Origin of the sequence: Streptosporangium sp. NPDC023825 (genome assembly GCF_040639575.1) — a bacterium.
In the GTDB taxonomy this organism is placed as follows: domain Bacteria; phylum Actinomycetota; class Actinomycetes; order Streptosporangiales; family Streptosporangiaceae; genus Streptosporangium.
Genome location: NZ_JBFAAE010000015.1, coordinates 47,599 through 62,865 on the forward strand (window position 1 = coordinate 47,599; position 15,267 = coordinate 62,865).

Annotated in this window: 12 protein-coding genes; 8 read left to right on the top strand and 4 right to left on the bottom strand. The window is 72.0% G+C overall.

Going from position 1 to position 15,267, the window contains the following annotated elements; translation table 11 throughout:
• Nucleotides 1–292 precede the first annotated feature (292 nt).
• Nucleotides 293–1,039, top strand: a complete 747-nt coding sequence (locus AB0G15_RS16005) for an SDR family oxidoreductase (protein WP_362839779.1) — start codon at nt 293–295, stop codon at nt 1,037–1,039.
• A gap of 49 nt (nt 1,040–1,088) precedes the next feature.
• Here the strand turns inward: AB0G15_RS16005 and AB0G15_RS16010 are convergent, their stop codons facing one another.
• The gene (locus AB0G15_RS16010; protein WP_362839781.1) at nt 1,089–2,612 is read right to left on the bottom strand and encodes a DUF885 family protein; all 1,524 of its coding nucleotides are present in this window, start codon (nt 2,610–2,612) and stop codon (nt 1,089–1,091) included.
• A gap of 503 nt (nt 2,613–3,115) precedes the next feature.
• Between AB0G15_RS16010 and lanL the strand changes: the two genes are divergently transcribed.
• Nucleotides 3,116–6,022, top strand: coding sequence for a class IV lanthionine synthetase LanL (gene lanL, locus AB0G15_RS16015; protein ID WP_362839784.1), 2,907 nt, complete (start codon nt 3,116–3,118; stop codon nt 6,020–6,022).
• Nucleotides 6,023–6,217: 195 nt separating this feature from the next.
• On the opposite strand, the gene AB0G15_RS16020 is transcribed toward lanL, so the two are convergent.
• Nucleotides 6,218–7,057, bottom strand: a complete 840-nt coding sequence (locus AB0G15_RS16020) for an NAD(P)H-binding protein (RefSeq protein ID WP_362839787.1) — start codon at nt 7,055–7,057, stop codon at nt 6,218–6,220.
• A gap of 84 nt (nt 7,058–7,141) precedes the next feature.
• Here AB0G15_RS16020 and AB0G15_RS16025 point away from each other — a divergent pair, with 84 nt between their 5' ends.
• Nucleotides 7,142–7,549 (top strand): helix-turn-helix domain-containing protein, encoded by a 408-nt coding sequence (locus AB0G15_RS16025; RefSeq protein WP_362678573.1) that lies wholly within the window; start codon nt 7,142–7,144, stop codon nt 7,547–7,549.
• Between the two features lie 14 nt (nt 7,550–7,563).
• Here the strand turns inward: AB0G15_RS16025 and AB0G15_RS16030 are convergent, their stop codons facing one another.
• Nucleotides 7,564–8,958 (bottom strand): pyridoxal-dependent decarboxylase, encoded by a 1,395-nt coding sequence (locus AB0G15_RS16030; RefSeq protein WP_362839790.1) that lies wholly within the window; start codon nt 8,956–8,958, stop codon nt 7,564–7,566.
• A 65-nt stretch (nt 8,959–9,023) separates the two neighbouring features.
• On the opposite strand from AB0G15_RS16030, the gene AB0G15_RS16035 reads away from it, so the two are divergent.
• The 5 genes from AB0G15_RS16035 to AB0G15_RS16055 all read left to right on the top strand — a co-directional run bounded on the left by AB0G15_RS16035 (nt 9,024) and on the right by AB0G15_RS16055 (nt 13,442).
• Nucleotides 9,024–9,491: an Lrp/AsnC family transcriptional regulator gene (locus AB0G15_RS16035; RefSeq protein ID WP_362839792.1), complete on the top strand. Its 468-nt coding sequence runs from the start codon at nt 9,024–9,026 to the stop codon at nt 9,489–9,491.
• Nucleotides 9,492–9,829: 338 nt separating this feature from the next.
• A complete protein-coding gene (locus tag AB0G15_RS16040) occupies nt 9,830–10,366 on the top strand; it encodes a hypothetical protein (RefSeq protein WP_362839796.1) in 537 nt (178 codons plus the stop codon).
• Nucleotides 10,367–11,483: 1,117 nt separating this feature from the next.
• A complete protein-coding gene (locus AB0G15_RS16045; RefSeq protein ID WP_362839798.1) occupies nt 11,484–12,305 on the top strand; it encodes a helix-turn-helix transcriptional regulator in 822 nt (273 codons plus the stop codon).
• A complete protein-coding gene (locus AB0G15_RS16050; RefSeq protein ID WP_362839801.1) occupies nt 12,296–12,508 on the top strand; it encodes a DUF397 domain-containing protein in 213 nt (70 codons plus the stop codon). The genes AB0G15_RS16045 and AB0G15_RS16050 overlap by 10 nt, the downstream gene beginning before the upstream one ends.
• Before the next feature lie 190 nt (nt 12,509–12,698).
• On the top strand, nt 12,699–13,442 hold the full coding sequence (locus tag AB0G15_RS16055) for a MerR family transcriptional regulator (RefSeq protein ID WP_362839803.1): 744 nt from the start codon (nt 12,699–12,701) through the stop codon (nt 13,440–13,442).
• Nucleotides 13,443–13,549: 107 nt separating this feature from the next.
• Here the strand turns inward: AB0G15_RS16055 and AB0G15_RS16060 are convergent, their stop codons facing one another.
• Complete coding sequence (locus AB0G15_RS16060) at nt 13,550–15,241, bottom strand: GMC family oxidoreductase (protein WP_362839806.1); 1,692 nt, start codon at nt 15,239–15,241, stop codon at nt 13,550–13,552.
• Between the last annotated feature and the right edge of the window lie 26 nt (nt 15,242–15,267).

The following is a 15,267-nucleotide window of genomic DNA, read 5'->3' on the forward strand; positions in this document are numbered from 1 at the left end:
CCTCCGGACCGGCGGTTCACACCTCGCGCCGCCTCCGGCTCGTGCCGTACCCGGCGACCGGTCGGCCGCGAAACCGCCCTGCCCGGCGCCCGCCCGGCCGCGAAACCGCCCTGAAACCGCCCTGCCCGGCGACCGGTGGGCCGCGAAACCGCCCTGCCCGGCGCCCGCCCGGCCGCGAAACCGCCTTGAAACCGCCCTGCCCGGCGACCGGTCGGCCGCGAAACCGCCGTACCTGGCGACCGGTCGGGCTTGAGGCTAACGTGAGGCCCACCACCAGTCGAGGAGGTAACCGATGGCCGGCACCGGAGTCGTCGTCACCGGCGGGGCGTCGGGGATCGGCCGGGCCTGCGCGCTGGCGCTCGCCGAGGCCGGGCGTCCGGTGGCGATCTGGGACCTGGACGAGGCGGGCGCCAAGGAGACCGCCTCGCTCGCCGCCGCGCACGGCGTCGCCGCGATCGCCGTCCCCGTCGACGTCACCGACTCCTCGGCCTTCCCCGCGGCGATCGCCGCCGGCCGCGACTCCCTCGCCTCGATCGGCGGCCTCGTGCACGCGGCCGGGATCGCGGCCCCCACGGCCGTCGGCGACCTGACCGAGGCCTCGTGGGACGCGGTGCTCAACGTCAACCTGCGCGCCCACGCCCTGCTGGTCAAGGCGCTGCTGGAGGACCTGCGCGGCCAGGAGGGTTCCGCGATCGTCGGCATCTCCTCGATCGAGGGCCTGGTCGGGCAGGCCTTCATCCCGGCCTACTGCTCGTCCAAGGCGGGCATGCTCGGCCTGACCCGCTCGATGGCCCACGAGCTGGCCCCGATCCGGGTCAACGCCGTCTGTCCCGGCTACGTCGACACCCCGCTGCTCACCGCCGCCACGGGCGGTGACGCGGGCTATCTGGAGTCCTTCGCCCGCAGGTCGCTCTTCGGCCGCCTGGGCCGGCCCGCCGAGGTCGCGGCGGCCGTACGGTTCCTGCTGAGCGACGAGGCGTCCTTCATCACCGGCACCCACCTGGTCGTCGACGGCGGCGCCACGGCCGTCGACCGCTGAGCACGCGTCCGCCGCGCCTCCGGGTGGACATGCCGCCGGGGGCCGCCGGTCACGTACCGGCGAGGGCGTGGCCGAGCAGGCCGAGCGGCGGGGAGCCGAGGCCGAGCATGGCGGTGTGGAAGCGGTTGAGGCCGAAGCCGGGGCCCCATTCGGCCCTGGCGCGGTCGCGGAGGTCGAGGATCTCCAGCTTGCCCCAGGTGTAGCGGCCGTAGGTGGGGTCGAAGGTGGCCCGCGCGGCCTCCGAGAGCGCGGCGGGGCCGGCGAGGTGGGTGTCGGCGGCGAAGCGGCGGGCGCCCTCCTCGACGGTCATCGCGCCGGAGTGCACGCCGATCGCGCAGGCCAGCCGGGTCACCCTGATGAGCGCCTCCAGCCACACGCCGATCTCGAAACGCGGGTCGTCGGGGGCGAAACCCTCCTCGACGCAGAGCTCCTCCGCGTAGTGGGCCCAGCCCTCCGCGAAGGCCAGCGACATCAGCGTCCGCCGCACGTCGGAGCGGACGTGGCGCAGGGCACGGCCGTGGGAGAAGTGCCCGGGGGCGACCTCGTGCACGTTGATCGCGGGGAGCGTGGTCTCGCTGAAGACCTCCAGCCACTCCTCGGCGTCGCGCTCGGGCCACGAGGGATCGGGCGGGGTGACGTGGTACCAGGAGGGGCCGTCGGGCTCGCCGGGCGCCGACCAGCTCATCATGGCCATCGCCCACCGGCGCGACTCGGGCGCGATGCCGACCCGGCACTCCCCGTCGTGGTAGGGCACCAGGTCCTTCTCCCTGGTGAAGGCGATCGCCCTCTCGGTGCCGATCCTGGCCGCCTCGATCACGCCGTCGGGGCCGGGGTGCTGCCTGACGAGCTCGCGCGCGACCTCCAGCGGCGGCCGCCCGGCGAACCCCAGCGCGGCGCACGACTCCGCCAGCCGGGCCATCAGGCGGTCACGCTCGGCGTCGGCGCGCTCGGCGAGCCGTCCCAGGTCGACCGGGAGGCCGTCGCCCGCGCCCATCAGCCTGGCGAGCCCCCCGGCGCCGAGGGAGGCGTCCGGGTCACCGGTGTGCGCGGCCTTCTCGACGTGCTCCACCAGCCGGGCATGAGCCCTGAACGCGGCCTCGCGCACGCTCTCCTCGGCGTCTCCGGGCACCCCGGAGGCCAGGCCGCGCACCGCGCCGAGCAGGGCGGTCGCGACGGGGGCGCTGAGCAGGTCGAGCGAGGCGACCGCGTTGTCCACCGCCTCGGGCCAGCGGGCCAGGTGCGCGAGCTTGGCGGCGTGCCGCTCGGCCTCGGGGGCGTACTCGCGGTCGTAGGTGGCCAGGTCGAGGTTGCCCAGGTGCTCCAGCGGGCTGCGGCGGTGCAGCTCCAGCTCGCCGAGCTGCACCCGGGCGGCCTCCTCGAAGATCTGCAGGTGCGCCGCGTCGTACGGGTCGGCGGGCAGCGGTCCCCGCCCCAGCGCGGCCAGCGCGGCGCGCACCCCCTCGGGCGACAGGTCCTGGATCAGGCCGTCGTACTCGTGCCGCCCGGCCATTTCCCGGACGCCGGAGACGGCGAGGTCGCACACCGCGCGCAGGCGGCCGTCGAGTTCGGTCATGGACGCGACGCTATATCAGGAGGAGTCTCCCGAGCCCGGGAACGACACCCGCGCATCCGGGGGCGGGCCTCGCTCGTTTCCTCCCGGACGTCCAGGTGAAGCGCTCCACGGCGGACCGGAATCAATATACGGGAATATGAAATAAGCGCATTGAATACTCGGCGGATCCACGTGCCGGACGAGGAGTGCGTACTTTTACATGGCACACCCGTATCCACCGTGTTTTCGTATTGCCAGCGCCGGCAGGCGGAAAAGAATGCGGCGGCTCCGCCGATCTCACATATGCGCGATCACCACGACGCGGTCCCGGTGACGGGAGCGACGCGGCGGCCGCGCCCCGGCGGGATCCACGCCATCGGCGCGGCTCCCGGGCGTGAACACCTCACGCGCTCCCCGCGTCCCTCCCACCCGTGTGACGCATTTCCCATGTGACGCATTTCCCGTTTGACGTCGGGCCGATTCCCGCATGACGTCGAACCGCGACAGCCGAAGGATGAGCTCCCGTGAAAAGCCCAGCGGGCGACAGCGCCCTCCTGCGTGACATCGCGATCGCCGAGATCGGACGGGTCCCGGCCCGCGACTGGTCGGTCACCGAGGGGGAATTCTGGTGCCTGGTCGTTCCCGGCGGATACGCGATGCCCGCGCAGGGCTGGAAACTCCACGTCTCCGCGACGATGCTCTCCGCTCCGATCGTGCTTTCCCGGGTCGTGCGAGTGCTGGCCGCCGAGGGATGCGCCTTCAAATTCCCCGCGCGGCTGGGCGACTACTGGGAGTTGCTCGCCCCCCACTGCGCCCGCGCCCAGGCGGGGAAGTTCGTCACCGCCTACCCTGCGGGCGGCGCCGAGGCGGCCCGGCTGGCGCCGCTGCTCGACGAGGCCACCCGGGGGCTTCCCGGCCCGGCGATCCTGTCGGACCGTCCCTACCGGCCCGGCGGGATCGTCCACTACCGCTACGGCGCCTTCGGCGGGCACCGGGTGCTCGGCAACGACGGTTTCTACGAGGTCCGGCTCCGCACGCCGGAGGGGACGACGATCCATGACGAGCGGCTGCCACGGTTCTCGCCGCCCTCCTTCGCCACCTCACCCTTCACCACGTCCGGCGCCCCCGAGAGGCCGGAGCGGCGCGCCGTGATGCTGAACGGCCGTTTCGTGGTCCGCGAGGCGGTGCGACACGCCAACAGGGGCGGCGTGTACATCGCGGAGGACACCGAGAGCGGCGCCGAAGTCGTGATCAAGGAGGGCCGGCCGCACGCCTCGTCGGATCTCGGGGGCCGGGACGCGCGCGACCGGCTGGCGACGGAGAGGTCCCGGCTGGAGGCCCTGGCGTCCAGCGGGGTCGTCCCGGCCGTGGTCGACTTCTTCGAACAGGGCGGGCACGCGTTCCTCGTCGAGGAACGCGTGCCGGGGACGACGCTGCGGCGCTGGTCCGAGGGGAACGCCGGGCCCCTCGGGCACGACGGCTTCGGGAACGGCGCCGCCGAGGTCCGGCCGATCCTGCGGCGCCTCGTCGACGCGCTGCGGGCCGTCCACGACCTCGGCCACGTCTTCCGTGACCTCTCGCCGGACAACGTGATGCTCCTGCCCGGCGGTGACCTCCGGCTCGTCGACCTGGAGTACGCGACGGTGCCGGGCGACATCGTCATGATCGGTGGAACCCCCGGCTACCTTGCTCCGGAACTGGTGCCGCACACCGGCGAGCTCCGGCCGGCGCCGGGAGAGACGGCCGACCTGTTCGGCCTCGGCGGGCTGGCGTACTTCCTCGCGACCGGCGCCGGGCTGGAACTCCCCGAGGACGGCACGACGGGCCCGGCCCGCGGCCGGCGCCTCCTCGACCACGTCGCCGCGGTGTCCGCGGCCAACCCCACCCTCGCCCTCCTCCGCCCCCTGGTGGAGGGACTGGTCACCGAGCCGGAGGAGCGCTGGTCGCTGAACCGCTGCGCGAGGTATCTGGACGCGCTCGCCCCGGCGGCCTCCTCCACCGGCCTCCCCGGCTCCCTCGCCGCGGCTCCAGCCGCCGACCTCGCGACGGCGCGGGAGACGGGGAAGACCGGCCCCGTCCTCGCGGGCACGAGGGCGGGCGGGGTGCGACGGGCGGACCTCCTGGTGGCGGACGGGCTGGCGCGGCTGGTGGAGACCATGGACCCCCGGCGGGACAGCCCGTCGCCGTGGCCCAACGCGGTCGCCGGGGCCGGCGGGGCCGAGGCGGACCCGTGCTCGGTGAACGGGGGCGTACCGGGCATCCTGGCCGTCCTGACGCTCGCCTCCCGCGCGGCCGTCACCGACAACGCCGTCACAGACGACACGGCCGGCGCAACCGGCGCAAGAGGCGCGGCGGTCGCCGCGGCCGGGTGGCTCCGCCGCCGTCTCTCCGACGAGGACGTCTGGCCCCCCGGCCTGTACTTCGGGCGCTCGGGAGCCGTCTGGGCCCTTCACGACGCGGCGGAGACCACGGGCGACGACGAGATGCGGGAGTTCGCGCTGCGGGCGGCGGCCCGGCTCCCGGTGGACCATCCCAGCCCCGACGTGACGCACGGGCTGGCCGGGGCCGGCATGACGGTGCTGCGCCTCGCCCTGCGCTCGGGCGACCCCGTACTCCGCAGGCGGGCCGTGGAGACGTTCGAGAACCTGCACGGCGCGCGGTCCTACCGGACGGGGCACCCGCGGTGGCCGACGCCGGAGTCGTTCGACTCCGGTCTCGCGGGCGCCGACCACCTCGGTTTCGCGCACGGGATCGCCGGGGTCGGCACGGCGCTGCTCTACGCCGCCGTCACCCTCGGCCGCCCGGAGTGGATGGCGACCGTGCGCGAGGTCGCCCGCGCCCTGTACGAGCACGCCGACGTCGACGGCGACACCGCCTGGTGGCCGGCCCTCGCGGGGGATCCGCGGACGGTCCTGCCGCGCCGGCCGCACTGGTGCAGCGGCTCGTCGGGGGTCGGCTCCTTCCTCGTCCGGTACTGGCGCGCCACCGGCGACCCGGACGCCCTGCGGCTCGCCGGTCAGGCGGCGGTCGCGGTGCACAGGACCCGCTGGCAGTCGGGGGCGGTGCCGTGCCACGGCCTGCCCGGCGACGGCGAGTTCCTCCTCGACATGGCCGGGTTCACGGGCGACGACCGGTATCTGCGCTGGGCCGGGGACCTGGCCGGGTGCCTGGAGGCCAGAGCCGTGACCCGCTCCGGCAGGCTGCTCGTGCCGGACCCCTTCTCGAAGGTCGTCCCGACGTTCCTCGGCGGCACGGCCGGGATCGTCGCCTTCCTCGTCCGGCTGCGCCACCGGCACACGCGCCCGTGGATGCTCGACGACGTCGTGGGGGACGCCTGGCGTCCTCCCGTCCCAGGCTCGCCGCCCGCTCCGGGGCGGCGGAAGGAGAAGCGGTCCGCGCCCGGCGCGGCCACGAGATCGGCGAGGAGGTGAAATCGATGTCGTTCGACGTTCAGGACCTTCAGGGTCTTCAGGAGCGCGAGCCGACCGCCGTCGAGGCGGGCCGCGTCACGAACTGCCGTATCCACATGTTCTGCACCGACAACTGATCACACGGGCCCCCTGCCCTCTCCGCGGCCGGGCAGGGGGCCCCTCGGCCGGCGCGGCCGCCGAGCGCCCTGCCCCTGTTCACCCCTGTTCGCGAAGTCCCGCGACGATGACCTCCAGGGCGGACCGGGGAGCCCCGCCGAGCAGAGCCCGCAGGTCGCCGCCCGTCGCGTCCATGAACCCGTTCGCGATCGAGGAATAGGTGCTCACCAGCATCGGGACCTGGAAGGGCGCCAAGCCGAGGGCGGCGAACGCCTCGCGGGCCCCGGCCAGGGTGCCGGGCTCGTACGAGACGGTGTCTCCCGTGGCCTCGGTGAGGACGGCGGCCAGCTCCGCGCCGCCGATCGCCGCCTCCCCGACCAGCTCGTAGGTCCGGCCCGCGTGCGCGGGAGCGCCGGTCGCGACCAGGGCGGCCACGTCGGCCAGGTCCTCGCGGGCCACCGCGGCCAGCCGTCCCGCTCCCAGCGGCGCGGTGATCCTGCCGTCCACGGCGGGCGCGAGCGTCGCCAGCAGTTCGGCGTAGAGGCCGTTGCGCAGGATCGTCCAGCTCGCGGTCCCCTCGCGGAGCCTGCGCTCGGTCCAGCGGTGGGCGAGCGCGTAGGCCAGGTGGTCCCCGGCGGCGCTGAGACTGGTGTAGACGATGTGCGCGACCCCGGCCTTCTCCGCCGCCTCGATCGCCGCGCCGTGCCTGGCGATCACCACGTCGTCCTCGCCGTAGCCCGCGGAGATCAGCAGCAGCGTGTCCACCCCGGCGAAGCCCTCCTCCAGCGAGGCGGGGTCCTCGAAGTCGATCAGCCGGGCCGGCTTCCCGGTGGGGACCGTCTCCGGGGCGCGGCTGCCGATCACCACGTCGTCCCGCCCGGCCAGCCGCGTGGCGACGAGCCGCCCCAGTGCGCCCGTCGCCCCCGTCATGAGAATCATGGAATCTCCCCAGTGTGAGTGGTTCTCTTCGGTAACCGGGTCCATCATCGACAACCAGGACACGTGGCATAAGGAGGCACTTCGATGTCAGTGGGGCACACCGCGGTAACCACGGAGCCGGTCGTCTCCTGCGGGGGCGAGGACTGCGGCATCCGTGAGGTCCTCGACCGGATCGGCGACAAGTGGTCGGTGCTGGTGGTCGTGGAGCTGGCCCAGGGGGTGCGCCGGTTCCGCGAGCTCCAGCGGGCCCTGCCCGGCATCTCGCAGCGGATGCTCACCCTGACCGTGCGCCGCCTGGAGCGCGACGGCCTGATCTCCAGGACCGTCCACCCCGTCGTCCCGCCGCAGGTCGACTACGAGCTGACCCCGTCCGGGCACAGCCTCACCCACCTGTTGCGGACCCTCGTCGACTGGTCGGCCGAGCACCGCGACGGCATCGCCGAGTCGCGCCGCCGCTGGGACGCCGCCCACCCGGACTCCGGGATCCGCTGAGGCCCGGTGGGGGCTCAGCGGGGACCGGCCACGACCTCCAGTCCGGCGATGCGGTCGAGCAGCGCCTCCAGCGTCTTGTCGTCCGTGGCGGGGGCCATCACGGTGGCCCGCAGGTGGCGGACCCCGCCGACCTCGGCCGAGGTCAGCTGGAAGGCCCCGTCCTCCATCAGGCGCTCGCGGATGTCCGCCTGGTCGCCGGTGCCGTACCGGAAGCAGACGATGTTGCTCTCCGGCTCGTACGGGCACTCGAAGCCCGGCCGCTCGCGGGCCAGTTCCCAGAAGCGGTGCGCGGTGGCGTAGCGGCTCGCGACGTACTCGCCCAGGCCGCGCTCGCCCCGCCAGGCCAGGTTGAGGAAGACCTTCAGGCCCAGCTCGGCCTTGCTGCACTCCACGGTCCTGCCGATGAGGTCGAAGCCCTGCTCCCCGTAGAACAGGTAGCTGGCCCGCTGCCGGAAGGCCGCGTCCAGGTCGCCCTCGCGCCGGGTCAGCACCGCCGCGGCCAGGCTGGAGGTACGCAGCATCTTGTGCGCGTCCCAGATCAGCGAGTCGGCGAGCTCGATCCCGTCGAGCAGGTGGCGGTGCCCGTCGGACAGCAGCGCGGAGGCGCCGTGGGCGCCGTCCACGTGGAACCAGAGGCCGTTGGCGGCGCAGAACTCCCCGATCCCGCGCAGGTCGTCGTAGAGGCCGGTCCCGGTCGCGCAGGCGTTCGCCACCAGGGCCATCGGCCGCCGCCCCGCCCTGCGCACCCGTTCCAGGGCCTCGGGCAGGCGGGCGACGTCGATCCTGCCGAGCCCGTCCACATCCAGCGGCATCACGGCCCGCTCCCCCAGGCCGAGGATCGCGGCGGCGCGGGTGAGCGAGTAGTGCGACGACGCCGGAGCGAGCAGCGCGAGGTCGCCGGGGACGCCCTCGGTCCACGCCTCCGGGGCCACCGACGCCCGCGCGGCCAGCAGCGCGGTGAGGTTGGCCAGCGATCCCCCGTGGGTCAGCACCCCGCCGCCCGCCTCGCCGAAACCGACCTTGCCGAGCATCCAGCGCAGCACCTCGAACTCGACCGTCGCCGCCGAGGCGCCCATCTCGTAGATCGCCATCGGGTTGTTGTGCGCGCCGTGCACGAAGTCGGCGAGGGCCGTGGGGAAGTCGGGGGTGGCGACCTGATGCCCGAGGTAGGCGGGATGGTGCAGCCGCGTGCCCTCGGCGAGGTAGGTGCGCAGGAACTCCCGGTACCCCTCCGGGGTCATCCCGCCCTCGCGGATCCACCGGACGAGCCCGAGCCGCTCGGCCAGCTCGCCGGGGGGTCGGCGGCCGACGACGCGCGGCACGCCCCGCTGGCTCTCGTCGACGTAGGCGGCCAGCTCGTCGACGGTCACGCCCGCCGCGTTCACGAATTCCTCAACGTTCCATGTCACACGGGGATACTGGTGGAATTCACGGCGGCTCGCCATGCGAGCCGAATTCGACGGAGGTGAACCCGGTGAGCGTCGAACTGGATTCGGTGGACCGGCGAATTCTGGCCGAGCTGCAGAAGGATGCGCGGCTCCCCAACAAGGACCTGGCCGAACGGGTGGGCGTCGCCCCCTCCACGGCGCTGGAGCGGGTGCGCTCCCTGCGGAGGCGCGGGGTGATCGGCGCCTTCCGCGCCGAGGTCGACCCGGCGACGCTGGGCCGTCCCCTGCAGGCGCTGCTCGCCCTGCGGGTCCGGCCGCACACCAGCCAGCTCGTCGACCCGCTGCGGGCCTTCGTCCTGGGCCTGCCCGAGACGATCGCCCTGTTCCACGTGGCCGGCCCCCAGGACTTCCTGGTCCACGTGGCGGTCGCCGACGCCGACCGCCTGCACCGCCTGCTGCTGGAGAAGTTCCTGATCCGGCCCGAGATCGTGCACGTCGAGACGACCCTCATCTACCGGACCGAGACCCAGCCCGTCCAGCGGCCCACCGGCTGACCCACCTGGAAAGAGAACCTCTTCCACCTGGCCGACTTGTGCGTTCTGTAGAATTAACTCTACGTCAGGTATCATCATCTCCGCGTGGATCGGCATCCCAACAAGGAGATACGAGCGGCGATCGATCACATGATCGCCGCAGGCTGGATCATCGAGAAGTCAGAAGGCCACGCATGGGGACGCGCTTCATGTCCCGGTGGACATCGGGGATGCAGACCTCCCACGTCCATCTGGTCGACACCGCGCTCGCCCGAGGGGCACGCCAAGCGGCTGCGACGTCTCGTCGACCAGTGCCCACACGGGTTCGAGAACGACCTATCAGAGGGAGCGTGAGCCCCGTGACCGTCTACAGTTTCGAGCTTCACTTCACGGCTCCGAGCGGTGAAACGGTGATCGACGCCCTGTACGAGGCCGGATGGGACGACGCCACGGTGTCGTTCGACCCCGTGGCGGGAGGACCCGGCGTCGCGGCTTTCGACCGTGAGGCCGGCGGGGCGGTGGAGGCGATCGCGTCCGCGATCGTCCAGGGGCGCTCGGCGGGAATCGAGGTGACCGGGGTGAGCGAGGATCTCGTGACGCTCGCCGAGATCGCCGACCGTACCGGCCGGGCCTTCGCCACGGCCGATCACTGGGCCGTCGGACGCCGCGGGCCGGGAGGCTTTCCCGAACCGAAGGTGCGGCGTCCCCGCGTGAGCCTGTGGTCGTGGGCGGAGGTGGCGACCTGGCTTCACAGGAATCGCCTCGCCGAGGTCTCGCCCATGGAGGTGGAGCTCGCCGAGGTGTGCGAGATCGCGGATTCGCTCATCCGCGCCCGACGCCTCCAGCAGCGGCTTCCGGAGAAGGACCGCGAGCGCCTCCACCATGCGGTGGCCTGACATCGGCCTTCGATCGTCGGCTCGCCACCCGCCTTCGCGTACCGTGTCGGACGAAGTACTTCCAAATGACGTGGACGACGGGAAGGCACTGGGCAGGTTCGAGCAGGTCGAGCTGCCGAGCGCGGGCCACGCTGGCCGCGTCCCAGCGCCGGGAAGCAGCCGGAGAGACGGGTGCGCCCCGCCGGTGCCGCCCGATCTGCCGCTCCCGACCTTCCCGCCCGCTCATACCGTCACCGGTGTGGTGCGGCTCGTGCTCACCGGACGCGAGCCTGAGAAGTTCGGCGGCCATCCGTGCCGGTGAGGAAAAGCCGCCGGTGTCACTGGCTGATCCTGTCGCCGGTGCCGCCCGGGTGAGTGAACCGGGAAATCGGGCCGCAGCGGAGGACGAACTGCACAGGGTTCGGCGTGCAGCAGCGGACGGGGGGCCGGAGGTTCGGGCCGAAGGACCGGTCGTGTCGATATGGCCATCGCCTGGGACCGACCGCCCAAGCCGAGACGCCTGCGCGCGGCCATCCGGGCGCGTACCTGCGCAGCGGTGGGCTGCTGCCAGTCGTGGGGGGTCCGGTGCGGCAGGCTCGTGGCCTCGTGGGCGTACGGAGGGTGCCCGCACCAGCGGCAACCGAGCAGCATCGGCGGTTGGTCGGCGTGCCAACGAACCCGGATCGGCCTGGGGTTCCCTCTAGGGTTGTACATCGGATCGGACCTCCTGAGTCCGGTCAAGGGGCTCGTCCTGGCGTGCGATGCCGCGACGGGCCCCGCTTTCGTCTGTCGTGGTGCGTGTTCCCGCCTCCGTTGGGGTGGCGAGAGAGTGACATGTCCATATCTCGCAGACGCAGGGATTCGCCGCCAGGAGATGCGGTTTCAATGGTTAAAAACCCATTCCCCACCCCTCTTTCTGGACATTTTCGGCGATTCAGAAGTTGGCTTCCGAGGGATCCCCTTGATGCGCACAAGAGAGCTTCTCCGATGGCGTTCCCTGCTCACGAAGTACTTCACCAGGTGCCCTCAAGAGGGCTACGTTGAGTAGCGAAACATCAGCACATTGCCAGGACAGTTTGTGCTCGACTGTGCTTTTCTGTGCTGTCAAAGTGGCCCCTCTTCGTGGGACGGAGATGAAATGACCGAATTCTCCGAGGCCAATCGAGCCGCGAAACCTCTGGTCGTCTTCGGCGCCGAAGTGCGCGAACATCGAAAGAAAGCCGGCCTGTCGCAAGATCGGCTGGCGGAGATCATCCAGTTCAGCCAGAGCTTGATCGGCTTCATCGAGAGGGGCGAGCGCACGCCCAGTCGCAATTTCGCCCAGCGCTGCGACGACGCCCTGGAAGCAGGCGGGAAGATCATCAACCTGTGGACGCGCGCCACCCGCGCGTCGAGCCCACAGTGGTTCCGAGGCTGGCTGGACATCGAGCAGCAGGCGCATGCCTTACATACCCGGCAACCGCTTGTCGTGCCCGGCCTCCTTCAAACGGAGCAGTACGCTCACGCGGTGATCAGCGGCGAGCCCGGCATAACAGGCGAGCAGATCGAGAAGGCAGTAAAGGCACGAATGGAACGAAAGGAGCTTTTTGCTCGATCAGTTCGCCCTATGCTCCGAGTCGTGTTAGACGAAACCATTCTGCTTCGCCCGATCGGTGGCAGGGATGTCATGCGCCGCCAACTCAAGCATCTTCTGGAAGCAGCCGATTCACCGCGTATCGGCATCCAAATTGTTCCCCTGGCACTCGGATCGACCACGGGAGCCTCGGGCGGTTTTGTCATCGCGCAACTTCAAGGAGGCGCGGACACGGCGTATATCGAGTCCGCCACCCATGGACATATAACAGAACGGGCAGAGGACGTTGAGGCGATCTATGCCCGATATGACGCTATTCGATCTGAGGCGCATCCTCAGCACGTCTCGATCGAGTTGATCAGAGAGGCAGAGAAGGCATGGACCTGAGCGACGAACTGAAGACGGCGGCCTGGCGCAAGGCCACAAAAAGTGCGTCCAACCAGGGCGACTGTCTTGAGGTGGCCCCGCTGTCCGGTGGCAGGGTCGGCCTACGTGACACCGAGGCCCCGGAGAAGGCGCCGTTCGTGGTGAGTGCCGGGGTATGGGACGCATTCGTCGACGGGGCCAAGAAAGGCGAGTTCGACTTCTAGCCCTGCCGGAAGGCACAAGAGCTCCCGGTCGTCGGCTGGGAGCCCATCGCATGAGACGAGCTGCGGTCTGCTCATGCGCGCTTGCCGGACGGGATCTCCTCGTTTCCGAGGCCCTATGACCGATGTCGGCTCGTACGGCGGCCCCAGCGGGCTTGACCTTGTCGCAAGGACAGGGGGTCTACTGTTCGCCATGTTGCTGATAAGCGAGATCGCCAAGCTCGCGGGCGTGACTCCGCGGACCGTACGTCACTATCACCGGATCGGGCTGCTCGCCGAGCCGGAGCGTACCGCCGGCGGTTATCGAAGTTACGGCATGAGCGCGTTGAGCCGCCTGCTCCAGATCCGCAAGCTCACCGCGCTCGGCATGGGACTCGGCGAGGTCGCCGACGCCCTGGCCGACACGGGCGGGGTGGACGTGAGGGAGATACTGACCGAGCTGGACACGGAGCTGGCCGGCAGGGAGTCGGAGATCCAGCGCCGCCGTGCCGTGATAGCGCGCCTCCTCGATCACGGGGACGATCCGACGCTGTCCCCCGAGCTCGCCGCGGCCGTCCGCGGCCTCGATCTGCCCCAGGACGAGATCGGCATCCTCCGGGCGGCGGAGGTGGCGCTGCCCGAACTCGTGGACTCCTACCTCGCCGGGGTCGGGCAGGACTCGCCGTGGCGGGCGTGGGACCTGAAGCTGGCCTCGCTGGCGGACGCCGGCGCGAACGACCCCCTCGTCGAGGAGATCGCGGGTGAGCTCTACGCGATGCTGCCGGGACTGCTGCCCACGGACATGCCCGCCGAGCTCACCGCGGACCAGACGGCCGCCGTCGCCGGCACGGCACGGTTCGGGCAGATGATGCTGACCGATATGAGCCCCGGCCAGCGGCGGGCTCTGGAACTCCTCGTCGAGTACGGGCGACGGGAGCCGGAGAAATGGGGACAGTGACCTCTTCCGCGACGGACCGGACCCGCTCGTGAACACCCCGCGACCGGCGGACGTACCCGCTCACCGGCGGCCGCCACGAGGAGATCGGCGGAACCCTGCGCCTGCCGTCAGGTGATCTCCACGATGGGCAGCCGCAGGGCCCCGGGGGCGGCGGCCGGGACGACGGGGTTGCGGGGGGCGACGGGCGCGAGGCGGGCGTACGGGGAGCCCGGGGCGGGGCGCGGGTCCGGCTCGCCCCGGTTGGGCCACAGCGCCATCGCCCGCTCGGCCTGGGCGGTGATGGTGAGGGAGGGGTTGACGCCCGGGTTGGCGGAGACCGCGGAGCCGTCGACGACGTGCAGGCCCTCGTGGCCGTGGACGCGGTGGTAGGGGTCGATCACCCCGGTGTCGTGCCCGGCGCCGATGGCGCATCCGCCCAGGAAGTGGGCGGTGGCCGGAATGTCGAACAGGTCGAGCCAGGAGCCGCCGGGGATGCCGCCGACCTCCTCTGCCGCGTGCCGGACGAACTCGTGACCGGCGGGCAGCCAGGTGGGGTTGGGCTCGCCGTGGCCCCGCTCCGAGCGCAGCCTCCGGCCGAACGGCCCCCTGCGCGCGGACAGGGTGATCGAGTTGTCCTTCGCCTGCATGACCAGCGCGATGATGCCGCGCTCGGACCAGCGGCGGTGGTTGAACATCCTCGCCACCCGGTGGGGCGCGCGCAGGGCCTCTCCGAGGAACTTCAGCCAGCGCGGGGCGCCGCCGCCGTCGACGAGCAGGGTGCGGAGCATGCCCATCGCGTTGGAACCGTCCCCGTAGCGGACCGGCTCGATGTGCGTGCGGGCGTCGGGGTGGATCGAGGAGGTGATCGCCACCCCCCGGTTGAGCTTCTCGCCCTCGGCCGACAGGCGCTCGAACCCGAGCAGCGCCTCGGAGTTGGTCCTGGTGAGGGTGCCCAGGCGGTCGGAGAGCCGGGGCAGCGTGCCCGCGGCCTTGAGCCGGTGCAGCAGGCGCTGGGTGCCGTACGTCCCCGCCGCGAAGATCACGTGCTCGGCGGTGAGCGCGCGGCGGCGCCAGGGCGTGCCCGTCCCGCGCGCCTCGACCCGGTAGCCGCCGTCCACCGGGACGACCGAGGTGACCGTGGTCTCGGGCAGGACCCTCGCCCCGGCCCTCTCCGCCAAATAGAGGTAGTTCTTGATCAGCATGTTCTTGGCCCCGTGGCGGCAGCCCGTCATGCACTCGCCGCACTCGGTGCAGCCCCGCCGGCGCGGCCCCGCGCCGCCGAAGTAGGGGTCGTCCACCTCCACGCCCGGGGTGCCGAAGAAGACGCCGACCGGCGCCAGGTGGAAGGTGTCGCCGACGCCCATCCGCTCGGCGACCGCGCGCACCACCTCGTCGGCCGGGGTGACCGTCGGGTTGAGCGTCACGCCCAGCATGCGCGAGGCCTGGTCGTAGTACGGGGCCAGCTCGGCCTTCCAGTCGGTGATGGACGACCACTGGGCGTCCTGGAAGAACGCGTCCGGCGGCTCGTAGAGGGTGTTGGCGTAGACCAGGGAGCCCCCGCCGACCCCTGCGCCCGCCAGGACCATCACGCCGGTGCCCTTCTCGCCCCGGAGCACGTGGATGCGCTGGATTCCCTTCAGGCCCAGCGCCGGGGCCCACAGGAAGTCGCGGACCCGCCAGGAGGTCTTCGGGAGCGTGGTCTCGTCGAAGCGGCGCCCGGCCTCCAGGACGGCGACCCGGTAGCCCTTCTCCGTCAGCCGCAGCGCCGAGACGCTCCCGCCGAACCCCGATCCGATCACCAGCACGTCGTAGTCGAACACGGCGGCTCCCTTCGAGCTCCCTTCGA